Annotated in this window: 1 pseudogene; it reads right to left on the bottom strand. The window is 58.4% G+C overall.

The features are described from left to right. Nucleotides 1–90: 90 nt before the first annotated feature. Nucleotides 91–843 (bottom strand): annotated as a pseudogene (locus tag O2S87_RS18635) (DUF389 domain-containing protein); the annotation flags it as partial. Nucleotides 844–976: the final 133 nt, after the last annotated feature.

The following is a 976-nucleotide window of genomic DNA, read 5'->3' as shown; positions in this document are numbered from 1 at the left end:
GCTTGATATGTCCATTTCAGGGAATGAGTAATCACTACTGAAATCCATCGATCCCTGTTGCAGAGTGCTGTTCATGCTGATTTCAGTCCTTCAGCAGCGGGAATAGTATTTGTGGGTAAGAGACAGCGCTGTCGACCGAATCGCATCGGCGACCGGCGGGGGGTCGGTTCCCACCGGATACCCAACGGTAATGACGATCTCGTCTGGCTGGCGTGGCGGAATCTGATCGTCGTACTCGACTCGCACGTCAATAAGTGTGAGCTGGTCGTACTCCGGTGAGTTGAGAACCGTCTCGATGTCGTCATTTACTGATTCCTCATAGCTTCCAGTTCGGTAGGAGTCGTAGGTAACCGCGCCGAGAAACGCCGAAAGCAGGAGGATTGCGACGGCGAACACGACCAAGCGGTGTTTTGTCGCCGAACGAGCTTCGTCCTGCTGATACCAGTTGTTTGGTCGGTACCCCTTGTACCACAACACCGCCAGGCTGGTCACGTTGATTCCGAAGACGTTGACGAGAACGAGAACACTCGAGCCGAACACGACCCCTGGAAGCCCCCATGCGATTCCGATGCCGACCACACCCAGCGGCGGCACGAGCGCGGCGGCGATCATGACGCCGACGAGCGCGGTCGACGTGCCCGCGGTGAGTGTCCACGCGCCCGCAACACCCGCCCCGATCGCGATGGCCAAGGAGAGCAGATCAGGACTCACCCGCCCCTCGATTTCCGAGATCGAAAACAGGTCGATCATCGGCGAGACGAGACCCATCGTCCGCACGCCGTAGGCGAACAGCGCTGCGGTGAGAACACTGACGCCGAGTCCGATCGCTTGGAGCTTGATCCCTCGACGGTATGTGTTTAGCCCGAGCTGATTTCGGTATTGTCTCGTAGGAAGCGTTCAACGGATGCGATATGAACAGACAGCAGAGGTTGGATGCGCCCCTTAGGGATGGGCTCCGCAGCGGAGCCCATCCCAT

It is taken from the genome of Halohasta sp. A2, from assembly GCF_056175805.1.
Note: the sequence above shows the minus strand (reverse complement) of the source record. Positions and strands in the feature narration are given on the sequence as shown.